We start from the raw sequence: 19,629 nt of genomic DNA, 5'->3' as shown, positions 1-19,629 counted from the left end.
GGCGGGCGACATGCAGGTCGCCCGGAATGAGTTTCAGGCGAGGTCGCCGTCGATGCCCTTGCAGGCTTCCAGCAGTTCCTTGACCGCGTCGACCGAGACCTGAAGGTTGCCCTTCTCCTCGTCGCTCAACTCGATCTCGACCACCTTTTCGATGCCATCGGCACCGATCACGGCGGGCACGCCGACATACAGACCGTCAACGCCATATTCGCCAGTCAGATGCGCGGCGCAAGGCAGGATGCGCTTCTGATCGCCCAGATAGGCCTCGGCCATGGCGATGGCGCTGGTGGCAGGTGCGTAATAGGCCGAACCGGTCTTGAGCAGGCCGACGATCTCGCCGCCGCCCGAGCGGGTGCGCTGCACGATCTCGTCCAGACGGCTAGCGTCGACGCCCTTGATCTTGGCCATGTCGCCCACGGGGATGCCGCTGATGGTGGAATAGGACAGCACCGGGACCATGGTGTCGCCGTGGCCGCCCAGCACGAAGGCGTTCACGTCCTTGACCGACACCTCGAACTCCCATGCCAGGAAGGTGGCGAAGCGGGCCGAATCCAGCACGCCGGCCATGCCGACGACCTTGTTGTGCGGCAGGCCCGAGAATTCGCGCAGCGCCCACACCATCGCGTCAAGAGGGTTGGTGATGCAGATCACGAAAGCGTCGGGAGCGTTGGCCTTGATGCCTTCGCCGACCGACTTCATGACCTTAAGGTTGATGCCAAGAAGATCGTCGCGGCTCATGCCCGGCTTGCGCGGAACGCCTGCGGTGACGATGATCACGTCGGCGCCGGCGATGTCGGCGTAATCATTGGTGCCGGTGATCCTGGCGTCAAAGCCTTCGATGGGTCCGCACTGCGACAGGTCGAGCGCCTTGCCCTGCGGCATGCCCTCGGCAATGTCGAAAAGGACGATGTCGCCCATTTCCTTCTTCGCGGCCAGATGGGCGAGCGTGCCGCCGATCATGCCCGAACCGATAAGGGCGATCTTCTTGCGTGCCATCGACTCTCTTCCTCTTCTTCTTTCCCGTGGGCGCGTCCGCTCTCGTCACTATGTGGACGCTCTGTCGGGCAAGTGCCGTAGGCCCCGAGATAGGTGATTGCAACCGGCAAAAAAGGGTGTCGCGGGATTATCTTTGATAAGAGTTCGCAATAGCAATTGGGCTTGCAAGATCGCGCCGTCGATGAAGGTTCCGCTTGCCAAACTCTTGATCGCGTGGCTATCAGCCGCGCCATCGTTATGGGTTGACCCGCCGTGCAATGTTTCGCGCGGCTGGTCCTAAGAGGGAAGATCGGTGCGCTGTCCCGTGCGTCAAACGCGTGCGGTCCGGCAATCCCGGCGCTGCCCCCGCAACTGTAACCGGTGAGTGTTCGCCATTCATGCCACTGATCCTGCAAGGGATCGGGAAGGCCGGCGAGACACGCTGACCCGGAAGTCAGGAGACCTGCCTGTAACGGTCGTTCGAGCCGTCGGGCGGGGTGTACCGAAGGCATCGGATAGTCGCGCGCGCCGCGTCTTCCGACAGGAACGGCATTCGTTCTTGTTGGAGGATTTATGCGTCGAATTTTTTGCCTTGCCACATCCGCACTTGCCATCGCGTCTCCGGCCGCCGCGCAGGATACGGACCAAATCGTCATGTTGAACGAGCGCGCTGAGCCGATTACGGTGACCGCGACCGGCCTCGAATTGTCGGTCGAGGATACCGGACAGCCTGTATCCATCATCGAACTGCCTGAAATCCAGGCCGTGCAGGGGGCCGATCTGGCCAGGGTCCTGCGCCGTCTCCCCGGCGTCACGATCAGCCGGAACGGTCCTTCGGGATCGTTCACGGGCGTCCGCGTTCGCGGAGCGGCTTCAGAACAATTGCTGGTGCTGATCGACGGGGTGAAGGTGAACGACGTCGCCGCGCCCGGCGGCGGGTTCGATTTCGCCAATATTCTCGCAGGCAGTGTCGAGCGCATCGAACTCCTTCGCGGACCCAATTCCGTCATCTGGGGATCGGACGCGATGGGCGGGGTGATGAACCTCACCACGCGGCAGGTCGACGGGCTTTCGGCCAGCGCGGAATATGGCGCATTCGACACCGGCTATGCGACGCTTTCGGGCGGCGTCGTGACGGATCGTTTGGAGGCAGGGCTGACCGGGAGCTATTACGACACCGATGGCTTCAGCGCCGCCAGCACTGGCGATGAGGATGACGGTTTCAGGCAATGGCAACTGGCGGGGCGCGGTCGTTTCTGGCTGAACGACAGTCTGTCGCTGACTGCGAACGGTCGATACGCCGATGGGCGGCTGGAGCAGGACGGCTACCCCGCTCCGTTCTATGCCTTCGCCGACACTGACGATCTGCAGGATACCGAGGAATATTCGGGACGCATCGGCGCCGAATACAATGGCGACAGTCTGAACCTGCGGGGCGGCTATGCCATCTCGGACACGACGCGGCTCTACACGGGCGAGAGCTATGGCGATTTCCCCTATGAGACCAAGGGCGGGCTGGAGCGTGCCGAATTGTTCGGCCGGCTCGACTTCACGGAATCGCTGGGTGTCGATTTCGGCGCCGCGCGCGAATGGTACGAATTCGAGGACTCCGGCAGCGACCGCTCGACCACGCTGACCAGCGGGCACGGCCAACTCTCGTGGACGCAGTCTGCTGTGACGCTTGCGGCAGGTGCTCGATATGACGACCACCAGCTGTTTGGCGGCGAGTGGACGTTCGGCGCAAATGGCGCGCTCGCTCTCGGGTCGGGTCTGCGTCTCCGCGCGTCCTATGGCGAAGGCTTCAAGACGCCGACGCTCTATCAGCTCTATTCGTTCTACGGGGACGTCGATCTCTCTCCAGAGCGGAGCGAGGGATATGACGTGGGAATCGAGAAGGGCAGCCGCGACGGCCCCTTCTTCGCCGCGCTGTCCCTGTTCCGGCGGGACAGCACGAACCTGATCGACTTCGATCTCGCCGAAAATGTCTATTATAATGTCGGCAAGGCGCGCGCGCAGGGTGTCGAAATCGAACTAGGTGCGCGTCCCGACGAAAACCTGCGCCTTGGTCTCGTCTACTCCCTGCTCGATACCGAGGACCGGACGAGCGGCGGCAGCTTTGAGGGCAACGATCTCAATCGCCGACCCGACAATGCCCTGACGGCAATGATCGACTGGGCCTCGCCGGTAGGGCTGATGCTGGGAACGGACGTGCGGCTCGTCGGCGACAGCTTCGACGATCGCGGCAATGCCGTGCGGCTGGACGGCTATGTGACCGTCGATTTGCGCGCATCGCTTCCGATCGGAGAGCGGCTGGAACTGTTCGGCCGGGTAGAGAACCTGTTCGATGCGGGTTACCAGACCGTCGCGGGCTATAATTCCGGCGGCGCCGCGGCCTATGGCGGGGCACGGGTAAGGATCTGATGATCGGCAGGGTGGCAGCCGTGTGGGTGGGGGCAGCGATGCTGGCCGCCTGTACGCCTGCCCCCGCCTCGCGATCCGGGTCATACCCTGTGATCGTCTCGATGAATCCGTGCGCGGACGCGATCCTCGCCGATATAGCGCCAGACCATCTCGCGGCCATTTCCCACTACAGCCACGATCCTGCGGGTTCCTCGATGCCGCAGGATTTCGCGTCCCGGTTCCCGGCGGTATCGGGTAACGCCGAGGATGTGGCGGCCTTCGATCCCGACATCGTCGTCGCCAGTACGTTTCTGCCGCCCGCGACCGAAAACGCGCTGCGCGAAATGGGCATTCCGGTGATCAAGACGGGGGGCATCGCCAGCATCGACGATTCCATCCGGCAGATCCGCCAGCTTGCATCGGTGGCGCATGAACAGCGGGCGGGTGAACGCCTTGTTGGCCGGATCGAAAAGGCGGTTCACGAAGCCGCGCGTTCAGGCGAGCCCGAAATGGCCGCGCTCGTGTGGCAGACGGGCGGCCTCGTTCCCGGGGAACAGACGCTCATCAGCGACCTGCTCGGTCACAGCGGCTTCACCAATTGGAGCGCGGGTCGCGGGTTGGGGCAGGGCACCGTCCTGCCGCTGGAACAGGTGCTTGCTGATCCCCCGCCGCTCATGCTTGTCGCTGGTTCGGGTCCGGAAGAGGAAAACCGGAAACTGCATCATCCCGCTCTCGGCTCACTTTCGGCTACGAGGCGGTTCAAGCTGGATCCCACGCTTCTGTTTTGCGGCGGTCCGACGATCCCACGGGCCCTGCGCCGCTTGCAGGATATCAGGAGGGAGAGCGCTTCGTGACTCGCCTTTCCGCCATTCTGATCGCGGCCCTCGCGCTTGCCTTGCCGCTGTCCCTGCTCGCGGGACGCATATGGATCGTGCCCTGGAGCGAGCCGGTGCCCAATGCGTCGGTCATCCTCGCCGAGTTGCGCCTGCCGCGCAGCGTTCTTGCGCTGATCATCGGTGCAGGCCTTGGCGGGGCCGGAGCGGCCATGCAGGGATATCTGCGCAATCCGCTGGCCGATCCCGGCCTGTTCGGCATCGCGCCCGGCGCGGCATTCGGGGCGGTGATGGCCCTGTTTCTGGGCCTCGCCGCCATTCCGTTCATGCTGCCCGCCTTTGCCTTGCTGGGCGCAGGGGGCGCCATGGCGCTGCTGGCCCTGATCGCGGGGCGGACGGGCGGCATCGCTCTGTTCACGCTTGCGGGCCTGATGATCGCAAGCCTTGCCGGAACGCTGACCAGCCTTGCCATCAGCCTGTCGCCCAATCCCTTCGCCATGTCCGAAATCGTGACCTGGCTCATGGGCGCGCTCATCGACCGTAGCTGGAGCGATGTCTGGATCGCGGCGCCCCTGACCCTGGCCGGATTGATCGTTCTGTGGGCGTGCGGCCCTTCGCTCGATGCGATGATGCTGGGCGAAGAGGCCGCCCTCTCGCTGGGAGTCGAGGCGCGCCGCCTGCAATGGGCCATCGTCATCGGCATCGGCCTGACCATTGGGGCCGGCGTGGCAGTGGCAGGCATCGTCGGCTTCGTCGGGCTCATGGTCCCCCATCTCGGCCGGCCTTTCACCGACCGGCGACCGTCCAGCCTGCTCGTTCCTAGTGCATTGGCTGGGGCCTTGCTCGTGCTCGTGGCCGATATTTTCTGCCGCCTCGCTCCCGTGGCCGGCGAGCTGCGTCTCGGCATTGCATTGTCGCTGCTGGGCGCGCCGTTCTTCCTTGCACTCCTGCTTCGCTTGCGGCGGCAACTGGCGTGATGCGGGGCAGCAACATGACCGTCGTGCGTGGCGGATCACCTGTGGTCGCTGGCGCCAGTTGCGTCATCCGGCCGGGCGAAGTGACGGCTATCTGCGGCCCGAACGGCGCTGGAAAATCAACCTTGCTGATGGCGCTGGCAGGGCTGGTCAGCCCAGCCGGGGGCGAGATCGACGTGAACGGCCGGCCACTTGCCGAATTCCAGCCGCGAGAGCGAGCCCGCGTGATCGGCTTTCTCCCGCAGCAATCGGAAGCCGCCTGGGATGTCGATGTCCGGACCCTTGTCGGCCTTGGCAGGCTGCCATGGCGCGCCGTGCCGGGCCGTCCCGTGCGCGCCGGAAAAGAGGCCGATCTGGCCGCAATCGAAAAGGCCATCGCCGACATGCAGCTTGAGCCATTGGCGGACCGGCCCGTTTCGCGACTATCGGGCGGGGAGAAAGCCCGTGCGATGATGGCGCGGGTCCTGGCGGGCGAACCGCAGTACATCCTCGCCGATGAACCTTTCGCCAGCCTCGATATCGGGCATGCCGCTGATCTGGTGCGGCTCATGAAGGAGCAGGCCGCGCGTGGGCGCGCGCTTGCGGTCGTCATGCACGATCTGGCGCTGGCGATGAATCACGCCGACAGGGTCATCGTCCTCGACAAGGGCAGGGTCGCGGCCGACGCGGCTCCCCGGGAAGCGCTCAACGAGGAGTTGATCGCCCGAGTCTGGAACGCGAGTGTACGCTGGATTGGCGACCGCGGTTCGCAGGCGCTGCTGGTCTAGCGCAGGGGATAGGCGACAACCGGATCGTAATGCGCACCCTTGGTCGACAAGGTGCTCTCGAAAAGCATGAATCGCTCGACCGTGAATGGCGCGCATCGCAGCGATGCGTGGGCCGCAAGAAAGGGTGCGATCGGCCCAGCGGACCCCGACAGCCTCGCCAGAGTGATATGCGGCGCGAAAACGCGCGTTTCCGCCGGCAGGCCGACGGACCGGCAAACGCTTTCGATCTTCTTTTGAAGCATGGCCAGGGCAGGCGAGGGACCGATGCCCGCCCACAGCGTATGGGGCCGCCCCTTCTTCTCGAAATGGCCGACGCCCGCGATTTGCAGATCGAACCGCTCAAAACGAACGGCGCTCAGGCCATCGGCAAGATCATTTGCTTGCGGCGTGTCGACCTCACCCACAAAGCGCAAGGTCAGGTGCAACTGCTCCTCCGACTGCCAGCGGGCGTTGTCGATCCCCTCCATCGTGTCGATCAGAATATCGAGCACGTCTTGCGGGGGCTTTATGGCGACGAACAGGCGGTGGGTCATGATCGGGAGCGATCGCAATCCTTCCCGATCGGTTCAAGCTTTCGAAGGGGTCAGCGACACTTGGGATGAGTTTCGATATCGCGAATATCGAGAATCCTGCCATCGGCCGAGGTCGTCTGCACGCACAGCCTCGAAGCCGTATAATAATAGATGCCGTAAAGCGTATCCCCGGAAGAGAACGAGTCCACATTGGTGAAACCGCGCGCCATCAGTTCGTCGAACGCCGCAACGCCGTCCATCCCCTGAATGCCCGAAATGCTGCCTGCATGCGATCCGGTCGCGCCGTGTCCTGCATGGGAACCGCCAGCCGCATGGCCGCTTCCGGTGACCGAGATGGACAGGTTGAACGAACCGCTTTCACCGCGCCGCGCCGTCGACCGCATCTGGTAGACCCGAATCTTGTAGGCCCCCGAGGCGCCCAGCGTGCCCGAGAAACTGTCCCCTTCGGTGCTGCCGATGAAGATCGCCTCGTTATCGCTACCGGGCGGAAGGACGTTGAAATGCACGATCTCCGATCCGCTCATCCGGACCGACATGACCTGACCTTCATTGGCGCGCACGACATAATCCCTGATCTGGTCGCCCGTGATGCTGCCCGACAGGGTCGTGCCGGTCGATCCGGACGGAAACCGGACATCGCTGCTCATGATCTGCGCCATGGCCTGCCAGCCCAGAGGTGCACTCGCCAGAAAACAGCCAGTCAGCACCAGCTTCATCATGCCTTTCATCGTATCCTCCTACAGCCTCGCCAAGCGCCCGGCGCCCGGCGGACCGTCAGCTTAGCGGCAGAATTCAGGCAATCCTAACGAATTGATACGAATTTGAAGATTTGGCGGCAGGCCGCAGGCAGCGCCTATTTCGCCTTGTACACCTGCTCGTCCCCCGGAAACCGGCGAGAGCGTACGTCGGCCGCATATTCCGCCGCCGTGTCCGATATGACGCTGGCGATATCGTTGTAGCGTTTGACGAAGCGGGGCGTGCGCTCGAACATGCCCAGCATGTCCTCGGCGACCAGGACCTGTCCGTCGCAGCGGGCCGAACCGCCGATGCCGATGGTCGGGATCGAGAGCTGCTCGGTCAGCGCGATGGCGATATCCTCGACCACGCCTTCGATCACCACGGCGAACGCGCCGGCGTCCGCCGCCGCCTTGCCGTCCGCGACGATGCGCGCTTCCTCCGCCTCGCTGCGGCCCCGCGCCATATATCCGCCAAGCGCGTTCACCGCCTGAGGCGTCAGGCCGACATGCCCCATCACGGGAATGCCGCGCTGCGAGAGGAAGCTGATCGTCTCGGCCATGGCGACACCGCCTTCCAGCTTGACCGCCGCCGCGCCGGTTTCGGCCATGATCCGGCTGGCGCTTTCGAATGCCTGCTGCGGCGACGCTTCATAGCTGCCGAACGGCATGTCGATCACGACCAGCGAGTGATACGATCCCCGCACCACCGCCGCGCCATGCGCCGCCATCATGTCGAGCGTCACGGGAAGCGTGGAGGGCAGGCCATATATCACCTGCCCCAGCGAGTCCCCTACCAGCAGGATATCGCAATGCGGATCCAGCAACTGTGCCATCCGCGCGGTATAGGCCGTCAGCATCACCAGCGGTTCTTCGGTCACCCCGTCCTTCTTGCGCTGCATCACCTTGGGCACGGTCAGGCGCTTCATCGGGGCGGGGGTGGGATTGGCGCGGCTGGTCGCGGTGTCGAGCTGAAAGGTCGTGGACATGACCCGCGTTCTAGCGGGCGAGCACCGCGCTGGAAAGTCCGCCAGAGGGGGCGCAATGTGGACGCACGCCAGACAGCGGGTTTCCAGCGGGCGTTTCGTGTCTATAAGTCAGGCCGGTTACAGATGAAACGGAGGGATGAATGGCAGGTGCGACTGGACAGGCCGGTGAACAGGGCTGGTCCTCGCGGACGGCATTCCTGCTCGCCGCGATCGGCGCGGCGGTCGGATTGGGCAATATCTGGCGCTTTCCCACCCTGGCGGGAGAGAATGGCGGCGGTGCCTTCGTTCTCGTCTATATCGGCTGCGTGTTCCTGATCGGCCTGCCGCTGGTCCTGTCCGAAGTGATGATCGGCCGCACGGGGCGCGAGGATGCCGCCGGATCGATCGCGCGCGTCGCCGAAAAATCGGGCGTGTCCACCAAGTGGCGGGTCTTTGGCGGCATAGAGATCATCGCCGCCTTTCTCATCCTGTCCTTCTATTCGGTCGTGGCGGGCTGGGCGCTGTATTATGTCTTCGTGATGATCGGTGACGTCGCCTCCTCGATCGGCGCGGGCGCGCCGTTCGGCACTGCCTTCGCGGGCGAGACGCAGGAAATCATCACCGGCCGCATGGGTTCGCTGTTCGGCAACCTCGGCATGATGATCGGGATGCACACGGCGTTCATGGCGGTCACCGTGCTGATCGTCGCCAAGGGCGTGCATGACGGGATCGAAAAGGCGGCCAGCACGCTGATGCCCGCGTTTTTCGTGCTGCTGGTCGCGATCACGATCTATGGCGCGTTCACCGGTGAATTCGCGCAGGCGCTGGCGTTCCTGTTCACGCCCGATTTTTCCGAACTGACGCCTACGGCGGTGAACGAGGCGCTGGGACAGGCACTGTTCTCACTCTCGCTCGGCTCCGCGGCGCTGATCACCTATGGCGCCTATGTCGGCGACGATGTGAAGCTGGCGCCGACCGCGGGCATGATCGCGGCGGCCGATACGGGCGTGGCCCTGCTGTCGGGCCTGATGATCTTTCCCATCGTGTTCGCGGTGGGACTCGATCCCGCGGCGGGGCCGGTGCTGGTGTTCCAGTCGCTGCCCGTCGCCTTCTCGCAGATGCCGGCGGGTTCGCTGATCGGCCTTGCGTTCTTCGTGCTGATCTTCTTCGCCGCGCTCACCAGTTCGATCTCGCTGCTCGAAGGGCCGGTGGCCTGGGTGATCGACCGCTTTCGGCAAAAGCGTCTGGTCGCCGCGCTGCTGGTCGGCGGCGGGGCCTATGTGATCGGCCTGTTCTGCGCGATGGGCTATAATGTGCTGTCCGACGTCAGGCCGCTGTGGTTCTGGGACATCTTCGCGAACAACGACATACTGGATTCGATCGACGGGCTGACGGGCAAGGTGATGCTACCCCTTGCCGCGCTCGGCGTATCTTTGTTCATCGGCTGGAAGGCGGATCGCAGGCTGGTCGAGGCGGAGACGGGCCTGTCGGCGGGTATGTTGACGCTTTATCGCCTCGTCATGGCGTGGCTGGCACCGGTGGCGGTGTTTCTGATCCTGCTGTTCGGCCTGTTCCCCGGCCTGCTGGGATCGGCCTGATCGCATAGGCGCCTGATTGCCTAGGCGAAGTATCGCATAAACGAAGGGGCCGCCTGGAGGGCGGCCCCTTTTGCATTACAGTGTGGTTTCGGCGTGGTTCTCGCCCACATCGTGGGTGACATCCATGCCCAGCAGCATCTTGGCGGTGGTGGTCAGGCCAAGGTCGGCATCCCAGATGGTCGCATCGCCCAGATCCATCCGCATCATCAGCAGGCGGGGATCGGTCTTGCCTTCCGGAAACCAAGCCTCGACCGTATTGTCCCACTGCTTTTCCAGCCGTTCCTTGCTCGTTTCCTCGACAAGATTGCCGTGGAAGCGCGCGAACAGCTTATGGCCGTCCGACGCAAAGCTGGCATTGGCCGGGCCCATCTTGGCAAAATGATTGTCGCGATAGGTGAAGAACCAGATCGCGTGATTGGCGTCTTTGTCCAGCTGCGCCGTCATCGGTGCCGTGCTGTCCGGATTGCTGTCGAGCTGCAACATCACGAAGGGTGAAGAGGCCAGCTCTTTCCAGAACTTGTGCTTCATCTCGTCGGGATTGCCCTGTTCGTATTTCATATGTGTGTCCTTCGGTTTTCGTGTCCTTGTTATCGCAACGGGCAGAACCCGCAGCCGTTCCGTTTTTCCCCATGGTGCATGGACGAGGCGTATGGAACATAATAAGAACACAGGGCGTTTCCGATTCCCGATTCGCCCTCTTATCCGACTGCAAGCAGGAGTTTTGTCATCGCTGTTCCGGGTTCCGATCATGCCGATGCCGCCCTTCCCGAAGGGCTGTTTCCGGCTGCCGAACTGGCGGGTTCGCGCTGGCTGGATGGAAAGGACGGCGCTTCGACGCGGGGGTGGAGCCCGGACATCGCCTTTCGCGGGGCGGGAGAGATCTTTGCGCGGGGCGACGAAGGGGCAGGGGCGGCGCTGGCGCTGGAACTGGCGCGATCCGCGCCAAGGCCGGGGGATCAGCAGGCCCTGACCGAAACCGATGACGAGCGGGCCTTCCTGTGGGTTCAGGACGCGGCGGCCATCCTCACGGGCGGTCGTCCTTTCCTTCCCGGCCTGCCGCGCGATCTTGCGCACCGGCTGATCCATGTCACCGCCAGGACCGCAGAGGATGCGCTGTTCGCTCTGGAGGAAGGCGTGCGCTGCCGCGACCTTGCCTTCGTGGTGGGAGAGATCGCGGGCAATCCCCGGGCGCTGGATTTCACCGCCTCGCGCCGGCTGGTGCTGGCGGCGGAACGCCACCAGGTGCCGCTATGGCTGGTGCGCCTCGATGCAAGGCGCGATCTGGGGGCGGCGCGCATGCGGTGGGACGTGCGCTCTGCCATGTCGCATGCGCCGCGCTGGAATCCGCAGGCGCCCGGCCTGCCGGGCTGGCGCGGGGAATTGTTCCGCGCACGCGGCCTGCGTCCCGGTGCATGGTGGATCAGGCCGGAACTCGCCACCTGTGATGGAGGGGGCCATGGGGAATCGATCCTCTCCGCCCGCCCGATCGATCACGATGCCGCACACCAGCGACCGCACGCCCAACCGGCGCGTGCTGGCGATCTGGTGCGCGCGGCTGGCGATCGATCGCTGGCGGCAGGCTGAAGGGGCGGACGCGGCGGCGGACACCCCCGTCGCGCTGATCTGCGAAACGGCGCATGGCCCCCGCATCACCGCCACCAATCGCGCAGCGGAAATTGCGGGCGTGCGGACCGGCACCATGCTGGCCGATGCGCGCGCCCTGTGTCCCGCGCTGGACGTCCGGCCTGCCGATCCCGCGGGCGATCTCGCCTTTCTGGAAAGGCTGGCCGTCTGGGCGCAGCGCTGGGGACCATGGAGCGCGCTTGATCCGCCCGACGGCGTGATCGTCGACATCACCGGCGCGGCGCATCTGTTCGGCGGAGAGCCGCGCCTGCTGGCCGATGCGTCGCGCGTGTTCGAACGGCGCGGCCTGACGGTACGGCTGGCGATCGCGCCCACCGCCGGGGCCGCATGGGCGCTGGCGCATTTCGCGGCATCATCGGGGCACAAGGGTGGCGCGATCCTGCCACAAGATGGCGATATCGCGGCCTGTCTTGCGCAATTGCCGGTGGCCGCGCTGCGGCTGGACGACGATGTGCTGACGGTGCTGCGCCGTCTGGGGCTGAAGCGTCTGGGCGATCTCGACGACATCGGCCGCGACGCCCTGTCGCGCCGCTTTCGCAACCGCCGTTCGGCCATGGCCAATCCGCTGATGCGGCGCGACCAGATGATCGGGCTCGTCCCCGAACCCATGCTTCCGGTGATCGGCAAATCGCCGGCGATGGTGCAGCTGCGCCTGATGGAACCGATCCGCCATCTGCCCTTGCTGGAAACGGTGCTGGCCGATCTGGCCGCCGCCATGATGCGCGAACTGGAAGGCAGGGGGGAAGGCGCGCGCAGGCTTGAATTCGCATGCTGGCGGGTCGACGGCGAAGTCGCGGTCCGCACGCTCGAACTGGCCGCCGCCACGCGCGACGGGGCCCATATCTGCCGCCTGTTCGCCGAACGCATCGCGACGATCGATGCGGGGCTTGGGATAGAGATGGCGCGGCTGGTGGTTCGCTGGGCAGAGCCGCTGGACTTGGCGCAGGGGGATCTCGAGGCGTCCGCGCAGCAGCATGGCACCAGCCTTGCAGCCTGTGTCGACCGTCTGGCCGCGCGGCTGGGCCCGCAGGCCGTGCGCCGTCCGGTGCCGCATGCCAGCCATGTGCCCGAACGCGCGCAGCGCTGGCAGGCGCCGCTCGACAGCCTGCCGGCCGCGCAGGAGAGTTTTGCCTTCCATGCCCGCCCGCTCAAGCTGCTGGACAAGGCGGAATTGATTTCCGTTCTCTATGCCACCCCCGACGGACTGCCTCAGCGTTTTCGCTGGCGCGGCGGGCTGCACGATGTGGCCCGCGCCGAGGGTCCCGAACGCATCGCGCCCGAATGGTGGCGCGAAAAGGGGGCGGCAAGGCTGCGCGATTACTACCGGATCGAGGATGGCGAGGGGCGGCGTTTCTGGATCTATCGCCTCGGTCTTGCAGGCGACGGCCGGGGCGGCGCGCCCGAATGGTTTCTGCAGGGAATATTCGGCTGAAGTTCCCGAACCCGACCGGATTATTCAGGACCAACCACGCAATTGCAGTGCATCAAGCCAAAGGGCGGCGAAGCCAAAACTCCGCCGCCCCCACACGGAGGCCTTCCGTGCTATTCGACATCCGCGATCCCTGATTTACCGCTTCATCAAGGCATGCATGCCGATGAGCCGTTTCCCCTTTATCTGATCTTATCCTCAAAAAATCCAGCAAATAGTTAACACAGCTTGTAATTCATATGACAAAGACAACTCCACGTTTGAGCCACAAAAGAACACAATATGGTTAACCTTTGGCAGATTCTTGTGAAAATTATGTTCGATTTTTCAGGCTGGCCACCGAGCCTCGAAGAACATATAGTGAACGCAGGAGTCGCGCATGATACAGAAGACCGTAATCGAAAGGCTGAAAGTCCTGGCGGATGCCGCCAAATATGATGCGTCCTGCGCATCGTCGGGCACGAACAAACGCGACAGCCGCGGGGGCAAGGGCGTCGGGTCCACCGAGGGGATGGGCATCTGCCACGCCTATGCGCCCGACGGGCGCTGCATCTCGCTGCTCAAGCTGCTGCTGACCAATCATTGCATCTTCGATTGCCACTACTGCGTGAACCGCAAGAGCTCGAACGTGGAGCGGGCGCGCTTCACGCCGCAGGAAGTGGCCGATCTGACGCTCTCGTTCTACAAGCGCAATTATATCGAGGGGCTGTTCCTGTCTTCGGGCATCATCCGCAATTCCGACCATACGATGGAGCAGCTGGTCGAAACCGCGCGCATCCTGCGCGAGGAGCATGATTTCCGCGGCTACATCCACCTCAAGACCATTCCCGAGGCCGATGCAGAGATCGTGCGCCGCGCGGGGCTGTACGCCGACCGGGTGTCGATCAATGTCGAACTGCCCACCGTGGCCGGGCTGGTGCGGCTGGCGCCCGACAAGAACGCGCAGACCATCGATGGCGCGATGGGCACGATGAACGATGCCATCACCGAGGCGCGCGACGCGAAGAAGCGCTTTCGCCATGCGCCCCGCTATGCGCCCGCGGGCCAGTCGACCCAGATGATCGTGGGTGCCGACGGAGCCAGCGATGCCGATATCGTCAACCGGGCCAGCGCGCTTTACGGCCAGCACCGGCTGCGGCGTGTCTATTACTCGGCCTTCAGCCCCATTCCTGATGCCAGCGCGGTGCTGCCGCTGAAGCGTCCGCCCCTGATCCGCGAGCACCGGCTATACCAGTCGGACTGGCTGATGCGCTTCTACGGCTATTCGCCGGGCGAGGTGGCGCAGGCTGCCGGTGTGGACGGCATGCTGCCACTGGACATCGATCCCAAGCTGGCGTGGGCGCTGAAGTTCCGCGAAAGCTTTCCCGTCGACGTGAACCGTGCGCCGAAAGAGGCGCTGCTGCGCGTGCCGGGGCTGGGTACGCGCGGGGTGGGCCAGATCCTCAGCGCGCGGCGGCATCGCACCCTGCGGCTGGACGATATCGCAAAGCTGACCGTGTCGGTGGCCAAGCTGCGGCCCTTCATCGTCACGGCCGACTGGCGGCCCGTGACGCTGACCGACCGGGCCGATCTCAAGGCGCTGGTCGCCCCCGATGCGGGGCGGCAACTGGACCTGTTCGCGGCATGACGGCGCTTCAGCATGTCAGGCTGGGCGCCTATCACGTGGTGCCGATGGCCGCGCCGGACGATTTCGCCGAATGGCGCGATCATGCGCGGCGCATGGTCATGGCCGACGTGCCGCCCGACCGCATCGCATGGTCCGAACCGGGCGGCCCGGCGGGCAATCTGTTCACCCATGGCGACCGCCGCCTGCCCGTGCCCGACAGGGACGCCGCGCAGCCGCGCGTATCGCGCCGCTTCATGGAAATCGCGAAGACGGTCATCATGCATTCCGATCCGGAACGCTTTGGCCTGCTCTATCGCGTGCTGTGGCGGCTGCAGTCGAAACCGCGGCTGATCGAGGATGCGGCCGATGCCGACATCCGAGCGATGGCCGACATGGCGCGCGCGGTCCGCCGCGACATTCACAAGATGCGCGCCTTCCTGCGCTTTCGCGAGGTCGAGCATGAGGAGGGCGAATATTTCGTCGCCTGGTTCGAACCGTTCCACCACATCCTGCGCCACAACGCGGGGTTCTTCACGCGCCGCTTTGCCAATATGCGCTGGTCGATCCTGACCCCGCGCGGCAGCCTGCACTGGGACGGCGAGACGCTGCGCGAAGGCCCCCCGGCCACGCGCGCCGATGCGCCTACGGGCGATCCGGTCGAGGAGATGTGGCGCGGCTATTACGCATCCATTTTCAATCCGGCGCGTTTGAAGATCGGGGCCATGCTCAAGGAAATGCCCCGCAAGTACTGGAAGAACATGCCCGAGGCGCAGCTCATTCCCGAACTCGTCGCGGGCGCGCAGGCGCGAGAGGCGGCGATGGTATCGGCAGGTGCGATGGATGAGGAAGAGCGGCCCGAAACGCTGAACGCGGTCGACAAGGCGATTCATGCCTGTGCCCGCTGCCCGATCGGTGAACTGCACAACACGGCGGTAATGGGCGAGGGGCCCGCGGGCGCCCCGCTGATGATCGTGGGCGAACAGCCCGGCGATAACGAGGATCTGCAGGGCCGCCCGTTCGTGGGCCCCGCCGGGCAATTGCTGGACGTGCATCTCGAACAGGTGGGGATCGACCGCAAGGCCGCCTATGTCACCAATGCGGTCAAGCATTTCAAATATGTGCAGCGCGGCAAGCGCCGCCTGCACCAGTCGCCCGCCGCCAAGGAAATCGACATCTGCCGCTGGTGGGTAGAGGCCGAGCGCTCGATCGTGAAGCCGCGCCTCGTGCTGGCGATGGGGGCCAGTGCGGCGCGGTCCATGCTGGGCAAGACGGTTTCGATCACCAAGGCGCGGGGCAAGCCGATCGAGCTGGAGGATGGCAGCGAGCTGTGGGTGACCGCGCACCCGTCCTATCTGCTCCGCCTGGAAGGGGCCGCGCGCGAGGAACAGACGCGCCTGTTTGGCGAAGACCTGGCCGCCGTCGCCGCGCGGCTGGAGGCGCTGGCGTGACCCTTGCGCATATGGCCCGCTGTGGAGATCCTGTGGACAAGCCTGTGCGCAGACCTGCGGAAATCCCTGTGGACAGGCCGGGACAGCATGGGGAAACCTGTGCATGCCCGCGCGGCTAGGGCCGTCATGGTGCCGCCATGCCCGACGCCCCGCTTACGCCCGACCGCCGCCGGATCGATGTCGATCCCGATGCGATAGACACGCCCGAAAGAGCTCCTTTCGTCGAGCTGGGGCTGGTGTCGTGCTTTACCTTCCTGCGCGGCGCGTCGGATGCGGTCGATCTGGTCACGACGGCGCGTGCACTCGGCTATGACACGATCGGGATAGCCGATGCCAATTCGCTGGCAGGCGTGGTGCGCATCCATACCGAGGCGGAAACCCTGCGTCTGCGCCCCGTTATCGGCGCGCGGATCGAGACCGTGGAGGGCCTCGCGTTCCTCGCCTATCCCGAAACACGCGCGGCTTATGGCCGGCTGTCGCGCCTGATCAGCCGGGGGCGCATGCAAACCCTGTCCGGCGACTGGCAGGACAAGGGCATATGCGAGATCGATCTGGCGATGTTGGCCGCCCATGCCGCCGACGATGGAGGAGGGGCGCTGCACCTGATCGCCCTGCCGCCGCCGGATCTGGATGCGGACATCACGGTCAGCCTTCCCGGCAATGTCGTTCCGCTGGACGGCAGCGCGCCAGAACCGGCGCAAAGGCGGCTGAGTTTTGCCAGACTTGTGCCGCATCTGGGCGCAATGCTGCCATCCTTGCGCCATCTTGCGGCCAGCCATCTGTATTGCGGCGACGATATCGCCCGGATCGAACGGCTGAACGCGCTGGCGCGGGACAACGGGATGACGATCCTGGCGACCAATGACGTGCATTACCACGCGCCCGACCGCCGTCCGCTGCAGGACGTGATGACCGCGATCCGGCACAAGACCACCGTGGCGAAGGCCGGCTATCTGCTGCACGCCAATGCCGAACGGCATCTGAAGGCGCCGGAAGAAATGATGCGCCTGTTCGCCCGCTGGCCCCATGCGATACGCGCCGCGCGGGATCTGGCGGACAGGTGCCGCTTCAGCCTGAACGAGCTGCGCTATGAATATCCCGAGGAGATCTATCCGCAGGGCCGCACGCCGCAGCAGCATCTGGAAATCCTGACATGGGAGGGGGCAGCGCGCCGCTATCCGCCAGAGGATTATCCCGCCGGCGTGCCCGATCATATCCGCGCCACGATTGCGCGCGAACTGGCATTGATCGAGAAGCTGGACCTGGCCCGCTATTTCCTGACCATCAAGGACATCGTCGACTTCGCGCGCAGCGTCGATCCGCCGATCCTGTGCCAAGGGCGCGGCTCTGCCGCCAATTCGGCGGTGTGCTATTGCCTTGAGATCACGGCGGTCGATCCCGCGCGCCACGCCCTGCTGTTCGACCGCTTCATTTCCGAAGAGCGCAAGGAGCCGCCCGACATCGACGTCGATTTCGAGCATGAGCGGCGCGAGGAAGTGATCCAGCATATCTATGAGAAATACGGGCGCCACCGCGCCGGCCTGTGCGCCACCGTCATCCATTACCGCCCACGCATGGCGATCCGCGAAGTGGGCAAGGCGATGGGCCTGTCCGAGGATGTGACCTCCAAGCTGGCAGGCACCGTCTGGGGCGGCTGGGGACGCGAGATCGGCGAGGCGCATGTGGCAGAGACCGGCATGGACATCAGCGATCCGCATCTGCGGCGGGTGCTGGCGCTTACCCAGCAGATGATCGGCATGCCGCGCCATCTGTCGCAGCATGTCGGCGGCTTCATCCTGACGCAGGGCGCGCTGACCGAGACGGTGCCGATCGGCAATGGCGCGATGCCCGATCGCAGCTTCATCGAATGGGACAAGGACGATATCGAGGCGCTGGGCATATTGAAGGTCGACGTGCTGGCGCTGGGCATGCTGACCTGCATCCGGAAATGCCTCGACGAAGTGGCCGATCACCATGGCCGCGCGCTGACGCTGGCCAGTGTCCCGCGCGAGGATCCCGAGACCTATGCCATGCTGCGGCGCGGGGATTCGCTGGGCGTGTTCCAGGTGGAGAGCCGGGCCCAGATGAACATGCTGCCGCGCCTGCGCCCGCGCGAGTTCTATGATCTTGTGATTCAGGTCGCCATCGTGCGACCCGGCCCCATTCAGGGCGACATGGTGCATCCCTATCTCAAGCGCCGGCGCGGAGAGGAACGCGTGGAAATCCCCGCTCCCGGCCCTGCGCACGGGCCGCCCGATGAGCTGTCCAGCATACTTGGCCGCACGCTGGGCGTGCCGATCTTTCAGGAGCAGGCGATGAAGATCGCGCTGGATGCCGCCAAGTTCTCGTCGGCGGAAGCCAACCGGTTGCGCAAGGCGATGGCGACCTTCCGATCGCGCGGCATGGTGGACGAGCTTCAGGACATGATGGTCGAACGCATGGTGGAGCGCGGCTATGACCGCGAATTCGCGCAGCGCTGCTTCAACCAGATCCGCGGTTTCGGCGAATATGGCTTTCCCGAGAGCCACGCCGCCAGCTTTGCTCATCTGGTCTATGTGTCGAGCTGGCTGAAATGCCATTACCCTGCCGCCTTCGCCTGCGCGCTGCTGAATTCGCAGCCGATGGGGTTCTATGCGCCTGCACAGATCGTGCGCGACGCGGCGGAGCACGGGGTGGAGGTGCGGCCTGCCGATGTGAACTTGTCGGAATGGGATTGCACGCTGGAACCTGCGGAACGCGATGGCGTCGCATTGCGGCTGGGCCTGCGGCAGGTGGACGGCCTGCCCGAACATGTCGCGGCCCGCCTGATCGCCGCGCGCGAGGATCACGGCGCCTTTCCCGATGTGGCTGCCTTGCGCGAAAGATCGGGCATTCCGGCTGCGCATATCGAGCGTCTGGCCCATGCCGATGCCTTCGGCTCTATGCGATTGTCGCGCAGGCAGGCTTTATGGGATGCGCGTTCCATCGTATCGGCCCCGCCGCTGCCCTTGTTCGAGGCGGCAAGGGCCCGCGACGAGGGGGCGGAGACTGCGCCTGCCCGTCTTCCCGCGATGCCCCTGTCCGAGGAAGTGGTGGCGGATTACCAGACCATGCGCCTCTCGCTGAAGGCGCATCCGATGGCTTTCCTGCGCGCCGGACTTGCCGAACGCGGTTTCATCCGCGCCTGCGACCTGCGCGACCGCAAGTTCCGTTCCAACGTGCAGGTTTCGGGCGTCGTGCTGATCCGTCAGCGCCCCGGCAGCGCCAAGGGCGTATGCTTCATCACGCTGGAGGACGAGACCGGCGTCATCAATCTGGTCGTCTGGCCGCATCTGAAGGAGAAATACCGCAAGGTGGTGATGGGCGCGCGGCTGATGGAAGTGCGCGGCCGGGTCGAATATGACGATGACGTGGTTCATGTGATCGTGCAGCACATGGTCGATGCCAATCACGCGCTGCATGCTCTGTCCGACGACATGATGCCGACGGTGCTGGCCCGCGCCGATCATGTGCAGAGCCCGCTCCCCGCCAAGATGAACCCGCGCGACAATCTGCGCGAAGGGGCGGACGACCCCGCGGTTGCCGCTCCGCATGGCAGCGCACCCGACGGTGCGATCCTGCCGATCGATCCGTGGGAGCCGCCGCCCGCCGGCAACCGCGAATGCGGGTTCCAGGGACGGCATCCGCGCGATGTCCGGATCGTGCCCCGGATCCTACCGCCTTCTCGGGATTTCCATTGAA

General features: G+C 64.9%; 15 protein-coding genes and 1 riboswitch. Of the genes, 10 read left to right on the top strand and 5 right to left on the bottom strand.

Annotation, left to right across the window (positions count from 1 at the left end):
• Positions 1-33: 33 nt before the first annotated feature.
• Positions 34-996 carry a malate dehydrogenase gene (mdh, locus tag AC4FIJ_RS05180; RefSeq protein WP_490335655.1) on the bottom strand — a complete coding sequence of 321 codons (963 nt, stop codon included), beginning with the start codon at positions 994-996 and terminating at the stop codon, positions 34-36.
• 222 nt (positions 997-1,218) lie between these two features.
• A riboswitch (cobalamin riboswitch) is annotated at positions 1,219-1,460 on the top strand.
• 169 nt (positions 1,461-1,629) lie between these two features.
• Between mdh and AC4FIJ_RS05175 the strand changes: the two genes are divergently transcribed.
• The 4 genes from AC4FIJ_RS05175 to AC4FIJ_RS05160 are packed head-to-tail and all read left to right on the top strand — an operon-like array spanning position 1,630 to position 5,949.
• Complete coding sequence (locus tag AC4FIJ_RS05175) at positions 1,630-3,396, top strand: TonB-dependent receptor plug domain-containing protein (RefSeq protein WP_490335654.1); 1,767 nt, start codon at positions 1,630-1,632, stop codon at positions 3,394-3,396.
• Complete coding sequence (locus AC4FIJ_RS05170) at positions 3,396-4,229, top strand: ABC transporter substrate-binding protein (protein ID WP_490335653.1); 834 nt, start codon at positions 3,396-3,398, stop codon at positions 4,227-4,229. Before AC4FIJ_RS05175 ends, AC4FIJ_RS05170 begins: the two co-directional genes overlap by 1 nt.
• Positions 4,226-5,185, top strand: a complete 960-nt coding sequence (locus AC4FIJ_RS05165) for a FecCD family ABC transporter permease (protein ID WP_490335652.1) — start codon at positions 4,226-4,228, stop codon at positions 5,183-5,185. Before AC4FIJ_RS05170 ends, AC4FIJ_RS05165 begins: the two co-directional genes overlap by 4 nt.
• Positions 5,186-5,199: 14 nt before the next feature.
• A complete protein-coding gene (locus AC4FIJ_RS05160) occupies positions 5,200-5,949 on the top strand; it encodes an ABC transporter ATP-binding protein (protein ID WP_490335651.1) in 750 nt (249 codons plus the stop codon).
• Here the strand turns inward: AC4FIJ_RS05160 and thpR are convergent.
• From thpR to panB, 3 genes are all read right to left on the bottom strand, one after another.
• Positions 5,946-6,482, bottom strand: a complete 537-nt coding sequence (thpR, locus tag AC4FIJ_RS05155; RefSeq protein WP_490335650.1) for an RNA 2',3'-cyclic phosphodiesterase — start codon at positions 6,480-6,482, stop codon at positions 5,946-5,948. The genes AC4FIJ_RS05160 and thpR overlap by 4 nt on opposite strands.
• Before the next feature lie 50 nt (positions 6,483-6,532).
• The gene (locus tag AC4FIJ_RS05150; RefSeq protein WP_490335649.1) at positions 6,533-7,210 is read right to left on the bottom strand and encodes a hypothetical protein; all 678 of its coding nucleotides are present in this window, start codon (positions 7,208-7,210) and stop codon (positions 6,533-6,535) included.
• A 125-nt stretch (positions 7,211-7,335) separates the two neighbouring features.
• Entirely contained in the window at positions 7,336-8,205 is an 870-nt protein-coding gene (panB, locus tag AC4FIJ_RS05145; protein ID WP_490335648.1) for a 3-methyl-2-oxobutanoate hydroxymethyltransferase, read from the bottom strand.
• Between the two features lie 140 nt (positions 8,206-8,345).
• Here panB and AC4FIJ_RS05140 point away from each other — a divergent pair, with 140 nt between their 5' ends.
• A complete protein-coding gene (locus tag AC4FIJ_RS05140; RefSeq protein ID WP_490335647.1) occupies positions 8,346-9,782 on the top strand; it encodes a sodium-dependent transporter in 1,437 nt (478 codons plus the stop codon).
• 75 nt (positions 9,783-9,857) lie between these two features.
• Here AC4FIJ_RS05140 and AC4FIJ_RS05135 read toward each other — a convergent pair whose 3' ends face one another.
• Positions 9,858-10,340: a pyridoxamine 5'-phosphate oxidase family protein gene (locus AC4FIJ_RS05135; protein ID WP_490335646.1), complete on the bottom strand. Its 483-nt coding sequence runs from the start codon at positions 10,338-10,340 to the stop codon at positions 9,858-9,860.
• Between the two features lie 576 nt (positions 10,341-10,916).
• Between AC4FIJ_RS05135 and AC4FIJ_RS05130 the strand changes: the two genes are divergently transcribed.
• The 5 genes from AC4FIJ_RS05130 (at position 10,917) to AC4FIJ_RS05110 (ending at position 19,628) form a co-directional block, all read left to right on the top strand.
• Positions 10,917-11,366 carry a hypothetical protein gene (locus AC4FIJ_RS05130; RefSeq protein ID WP_490335645.1) on the top strand — a complete coding sequence of 150 codons (450 nt, stop codon included), beginning with the start codon at positions 10,917-10,919 and terminating at the stop codon, positions 11,364-11,366.
• Positions 11,278-12,858, top strand: coding sequence for a DUF6504 family protein (locus AC4FIJ_RS05125; protein WP_490335756.1), 1,581 nt, complete (start codon positions 11,278-11,280; stop codon positions 12,856-12,858). Before AC4FIJ_RS05130 ends, AC4FIJ_RS05125 begins: the two co-directional genes overlap by 89 nt.
• 376 nt (positions 12,859-13,234) lie before the next feature.
• Positions 13,235-14,482, top strand: coding sequence for a putative DNA modification/repair radical SAM protein (locus AC4FIJ_RS05120; protein ID WP_490335644.1), 1,248 nt, complete (start codon positions 13,235-13,237; stop codon positions 14,480-14,482).
• Positions 14,479-15,909 (top strand): UdgX family uracil-DNA binding protein, encoded by a 1,431-nt coding sequence (locus AC4FIJ_RS05115; RefSeq protein WP_490335643.1) that lies wholly within the window; start codon positions 14,479-14,481, stop codon positions 15,907-15,909. Before AC4FIJ_RS05120 ends, AC4FIJ_RS05115 begins: the two co-directional genes overlap by 4 nt.
• Before the next feature lie 137 nt (positions 15,910-16,046).
• A complete protein-coding gene (locus AC4FIJ_RS05110; protein WP_490335642.1) occupies positions 16,047-19,628 on the top strand; it encodes an error-prone DNA polymerase in 3,582 nt (1,193 codons plus the stop codon).
• The last annotated feature ends 1 nt before the right edge of the window (position 19,629 follow it).

The organism is Croceicoccus sp., assembly GCF_983967925.1.
The sequence above is the reverse complement of the archived record's forward strand: the minus strand, read 5'-3'. Positions and strand labels throughout refer to the sequence as shown.